The organism is Candidatus Methylomirabilota bacterium (assembly GCA_035260325.1).
Taxonomy (GTDB): Bacteria; Methylomirabilota; Methylomirabilia; order Rokubacteriales; family CSP1-6; genus AR19.
On the sequence record DATFVL010000007.1, the window covers coordinates 1 to 4,882 of the forward strand.

Genomic DNA, 4,882 nt, shown 5'->3' on the forward strand with positions numbered 1-4,882 from the left:
ACGCGCTCGGGCGGATCCGGAGACTCGATCTCCAGCACCGTCTCCGCGCCCACCATCTCGCCGCGGATCGTGTCCTGGAGGACCGAGCCGGTGACGCGATAGCTCGCCTTCACGCGCATCCGCAGCCGGCCGACGCTCACCCTCAGCATGTGTCCATATCTGGACACCTGGGTCATGAGTCAGAACGCGATGGCGGCGCTGAAGTACATGAGCGGCGTGGGCGCGGAGCCCAGGCCGCCGAGGCTCGGCCCCTCGTCGGACGCGAACGTCATGTGGCCTTCCCCGGCCCGGCTCACCGTCGCGAGCTTCAAGAACGGGGTCACGGACGTCACGTCGGCCTCGAAGACGATCTCGCGCCGGGTGATCGTCGGGTCCAGCCCGCCTGGCACCTTGGTCATTCCGGCGCGAAGTATACCGCGGCGCTCAGGCGACGATCTCCATTCGAAGGCCGCGCCGGTCCCGCTCGGGCGCCGACGGGAAGACGCGCGCCCGCCCGGTGCGGATCCGCCGCGCACAGACGAGGAGCGCGACGGCGTCCACGATGTCGTCGCGCGCGACCGCGCCCCGCCCGAGCGCCCGCCGCACGCGCTCGGGATCGAACGCGGGGACGAACGGCTTCAGGATCTCGAGGCGCTCGCGCTCACCCGCGGGCGTCTTCTTCGAGTGCTCGAGCCCGCGCGCGCGCCCGGCCAGCACGGCGAAGATGACCTCGGGGTGGGCTTCGCGCACGCGGGCCTGGAGGGCCGGGGTCACGAGCCGGTCGGCCTCGGCGATCTTCGGCAGGATGTTCCACAGCTCGACCGAGATCCGGCGACCGGTCGCGCGGTGATTCCGCGCGCAGGCCTCGGCGTACGCGCGCGCGCCGAGCGCCGCGCGCGACGGCGCCGGAAAGACGCTGGAGGCGCGCGGCGCGCCGAGGAAGCGCCGCGCCTCCACGTCCGCAGCGCGGGGCGACGGTACCAGGCCGATGGGGATGTCGAGGGCGACCACCGCGCGCCCCGCGGCGGCCTCGCGGAGGGCGCCCCGGAGGTCGGGGGCGATCTCGAAGTCGAGCGCGCGGAGCCCGGGGCCGCTCGACGCGATCACCCAGCCGGCGCGGCAGCCGTCGATTCCGAGGAGCCGCACGCGGCGGGTCAGACGCTGCGGTAGTTCGTGAACTGGAGGGCGATCCCGAGGTCCTTGTCGCGCAGGAGCGCGATGACCTTCTGGAGATCGTCGCGGTTCTTGCCGGAGACGCGCACCTGGTCCGCCTGGATCGCGGCCTGGACCTTGAGCTTCGTGTCCTTGATGATCCGCACGATCTCGCGCGCCTTCTCGATCGGGATCCCCTGCTGGAGCGAGATCTTCTGGCGGAGCACGCCGCCGGAGGCCTGCTCGACCGTGCCGTACGTGAGCGCCTTCAGCGGGACGCCGCGCTTGTGCAGGCGTGACTGGAGGATGTCCACGACCGCCTTGAGCTTCATGTCGTCCGCGGCCGTGACGGTGATGTCGGTCTTCTCGAGCGTCAGCTCGTTCTTCGAGCCCTTGAGGTCGTAGCGCGTCTCGATCTCGCGGCGGGCCTGGTCGAGCGCGTTCGTGACCTCCTGCATGTCGATCTTGCACGCGATGTCGAAGGAGTTCTCGGCGGCCATGCGCGTCCCCCGTCTACCGCAGCGGCACCGTGGCGACGCCCTTCGGCACCTCGAACGCGAAGAGGCGGTCGGGGAGGCCCGTGTCGGTCGCGACCTTCGTGAAGCGCATCGTCACCGTGTTCTCGAACTGATCGTACACGATCGCCCGGCGCAGCTCCCACGTCTTCGCGTCCACCGAGAGGACGAGCCGCGCGAGCGTCGGCAGCGGGCGCTTGGGCGTGAGATCGAGCACCCAGTTGCCCTCGGCGTCGCGCGGCTGCGCCGGGTTCAGGAAGCGCACGCCGAACTCGGCGCGGAGCCGGCCGAGCCCCGCGAGGAAGCTCCCGGCCGGGCCAGCGAGCGCCTCCGGCGCCTCGCCCACGTTCACCTGGTTGAGCGCCGGCGTGTAGACCCAGAGCTTCTTGCCGTCCGAGACGATCTCCTGCGGCGTCGGCTCCTTGTACTCCCAGCGGAGCTTGCCGCCCTTCTTCAGATAGACCGCGCCCTGGGCGGGGATCGTCTGGTTCAGGCTCTTGTTGAAGGCCGTCTGCGTGAACTCGGCGCGGAGGTCCGTCATGCGGCCGTAGGCCGCCTCGAGGTCGCGGACGACGTCGTCCAGCGTCTGGGCCGCCGCGCTCGCCACGCTCGCGAGCACGAGGACGGCGGCGAGCACGTTGCGCATGGGGACACTTTACACTAGAGTCCGCGGGCGTGAGCGTCCCCGCCGTGCTCGCGCTCGACTTCGACGGCGTCCTCTGCGACGGCATGCGGGAGTACTTCGAGTCCGCGTGGCGCGCCTACCGGCGCCTGCGGGCGTCCGTCCCGCCGGCGCCGCCCGCCGGCCTCTTCGAGAGCTTCGCGCGGCTCCGGCCTCTCGTCGAGACGGGCTGGGAGATGCCGGTGCTGCTCCACGCCTTGAGCTCGGGTGCCTCCGCCGCGGCGCTCGAAAAGGAGTGGCGACTCGAGACGTGGCTCGAGGATCTCGGCGCCACGCGCGAGGCCGCCGCGGCGGCGCTCGACGCGGTGCGCGACGAGTGGATCGCCGCCGACGAGCGAGGCTGGCTCGACGCCCACCGCTTCTATCCCGGCGTGATCGAGCGCCTGCGGGCGCTCGACGGCGGGCCCGTCGCCGTCTACGTCGTCACCACCAAGGAAGGGCGGTTCGCTCGCCAGCTCCTGCGGCGCCAGGGCGTCGAGCTGCCGGACGGGCGCGTCTACGGCAAGGAGGCCCGCCGGCCGAAGCGCGCGATCCTCCGCGAGCTCGCCGGTGGCGGCGACGCCGCGCGCGTGTGGTTCGTCGAGGACCGGCGGGAGACCCTCGAGGACGTGAAGCGCGAGCCCGCGCTCGCCGGCGCCGAACTTTTCCTGGCCGCGTGGGGGTACAACACCGCGGACGATCGCGAGGCGGCGCGGCGCGACGGCCGGATCGTCCTCCTCTCCGTGGACCGCTTCCGCGGCGACTTCGCGCGCTGGCGCGAGGAGGATTGACAAGGCCCCGGCCCCACGCCTAACCCCAATCCGAAAATAGATGGGGCATGAAATGGCGGTCGGTATGAATCAAAAGGGCCTCCTGAGTGATCGAAAGGGACGACGTGCCCACGTCCATCCCTCTCCACAGGAGGCCCTTCTGATGCGCTTGAGCGTAGACAGCTTGCGACGAGTGGTCAAGCGAGATCTCGCGATCGAGTTCGTCCCGCAGCAGCTCACATCCTTCGGCGGCCTCGAACTGCTGCGGCGCTACGTGCAGCGGCTCGCGCTGCCCGCTCGGTTGCGTCGAGCGTGTGCGGCGCTGGGCGGTGACTACAGCGGGGCCAGCCTGAGTCTGCTGGTCCTCGCGCTCCTCTACGCGGGTGCTCGCCGCCTGGAGCACCTGCGCTATCTCGCCGGCGACCCGCTCATCACGCGGTTCTGTGGCTTGGCGCAGGTGCCGACGCCCCGGACCGTGAGCAACTGGCTCCAGCGCTTCACCCAGGAGCATCTGCGCCCCCTGGTGCAGCTCAACCACGACCTGGTCACGGAGGCCATCGCCCGGCTGAAGCTGCCGCGGCTCACCATCGATGTCGACGGCACCGTCATCCGCACCGGCGCGACCGTCGCCTGGGCGTTCCGCGGGTTCAATCCGCATCATCGGAAGGACCCGAGCTACTACCCGCTCGTGGCGCATCTCGCCCAGACCGGGCACATCCTGCGGCTCAAGAACCGGCCGGGCAATGTCCACGACTCCAAGCAGGCCGTGGCCTTCCTCCGCGAGCTCATCGAGAGCCTGCGCGGGCGGTTCGGCCAGGGCCTCCCGTTGGAGTTCCGCATGGACGCCGCCTTCTGCCAGCGCGAGGTCTTCCGCCTGCTGGCCGCCCGCGGCTGCACCTACGCCGTCAAGGTCGGCTACTGGAGCTGGCTGCCCCTCAAGCAACTGGCTGCGGCCCGCCAGCGCTGGGAGCCGCTCGCGCCCGGCGTCACGGGGTTCATGACCGACCTGCCGATCCCGCAGTGGAACCTCCAGCTGCGGGTGATGCTCTATCGCAAGCATGTGCAGCACGAGACCCCCAAGAACTTCCAGCTCGATCTCTTCACCCCGGACGACGGGCACTTCGAGTACTACGCCGTCGCCACGAACATGGCCCTCGGCCTGCCGGCCCTGTACGCCTTCGTCTGCGGGCGGGGCGCTCAGGAGAAGACCTTCGGGGAGCTCAAGGGCGAGTTCGCCCTCGACGTCGTGCCCACGCGCCACTACGGGGCCAACAGCGCCTGGCAGCAACTGAGCGTCCTCGCCCACAACGTCGCCCGGAGCTTCCAACTCGACACCCTCGCGGAACCCAAGCCCCGCTCGCGCAAGCGCACCTATGCCTACCTGCTCCGCAGCATGCGGACGCTACGCTTCCTGCTCATCGCGCGGGCCGGCCGCCTCACGCGCATCGACGGGCGCAACGTCCTGCGCCTGGCGGCCAACCCCGCCACCGAACAGCTCTATGCGAAAGTGGCCCATGCTCTGGCAGCCTGACTTATTTTCGGATTGGGGCTAGTACTCAACCAGTACGGGCTTTTCGCCCATCACAAAAAAGCAAACTTCCCGACACGACTCGGCCTGCTCGATGACGTCGGTCTCTTACCGAGAACCATTATCGCGAACCTCAACATCGAACGAAACGCTGTCGAGCACGAATATGATGTACCCACCGAGCGGCGCGTAGCAGAGGCCATCGATGTGGCGAAGCTCCTCCTGATGGCTACCGAGCGGATGGTCGAGCAGACACCACACGAGGTCATCGTCGGGT

At 69.9% G+C, this 4,882-nt stretch carries 7 protein-coding genes; 3 read left to right on the forward strand and 4 right to left on the reverse strand.

From position 1 onward, the window contains the following. The 4 genes from VKG64_00290 to VKG64_00305 all read right to left on the reverse strand — a co-directional run. Window positions 1-398 (reverse strand): OsmC-related (seleno)protein (locus tag VKG64_00290; protein ID HKB23460.1); only part of this gene is annotated, 398 nt, incomplete at its 3' end. Window positions 399-423: 25 nt separating this feature from the next. Beyond that, a complete protein-coding gene (locus VKG64_00295; protein ID HKB23461.1) occupies window positions 424-1,125 on the reverse strand; it encodes a DUF429 domain-containing protein in 702 nt (233 codons plus the stop codon). 8 nt (window positions 1,126-1,133) lie between these two features. Continuing rightward, the gene (locus tag VKG64_00300; GenBank protein ID HKB23462.1) at window positions 1,134-1,631 is read right to left on the reverse strand and encodes a YajQ family cyclic di-GMP-binding protein; all 498 of its coding nucleotides are present in this window, start codon (window positions 1,629-1,631) and stop codon (window positions 1,134-1,136) included. Between the two features lie 13 nt (window positions 1,632-1,644). Next, entirely contained in the window at window positions 1,645-2,292 is a 648-nt protein-coding gene (locus VKG64_00305) for an outer membrane lipoprotein carrier protein LolA (protein HKB23463.1), read from the reverse strand. A gap of 29 nt (window positions 2,293-2,321) precedes the next feature. Here VKG64_00305 and VKG64_00310 point away from each other — a divergent pair, with 29 nt between their 5' ends. From VKG64_00310 to VKG64_00320, 3 genes are all read left to right on the forward strand, one after another. Then, entirely contained in the window at window positions 2,322-3,098 is a 777-nt protein-coding gene (locus tag VKG64_00310) for an HAD family hydrolase (GenBank protein ID HKB23464.1), read from the forward strand. Window positions 3,099-3,270: 172 nt separating this feature from the next. Further along, window positions 3,271-4,608 carry an IS1380 family transposase gene (locus VKG64_00315; protein HKB23465.1) on the forward strand — a complete coding sequence of 446 codons (1,338 nt, stop codon included), beginning with the start codon at window positions 3,271-3,273 and terminating at the stop codon, window positions 4,606-4,608. A gap of 12 nt (window positions 4,609-4,620) precedes the next feature. Beyond that, window positions 4,621-4,882 (forward strand): hypothetical protein (locus tag VKG64_00320; protein HKB23466.1); only part of this gene is annotated, 262 nt, incomplete at its 3' end.

What these genes read in the sequence shown, in the direction of transcription:
- VKG64_00300 (HKB23462.1), bottom strand. Translation starts at nt 1,631, where the DNA reads ATGGCCGCCGAGAACTCCTTCGACATCGCGTGCAAGATCGACATGCAG.
- VKG64_00305 (HKB23463.1), bottom strand. Translation starts at nt 2,292, where the DNA reads ATGCGCAACGTGCTCGCCGCCGTCCTCGTGCTCGCGAGCGTGGCGAGC.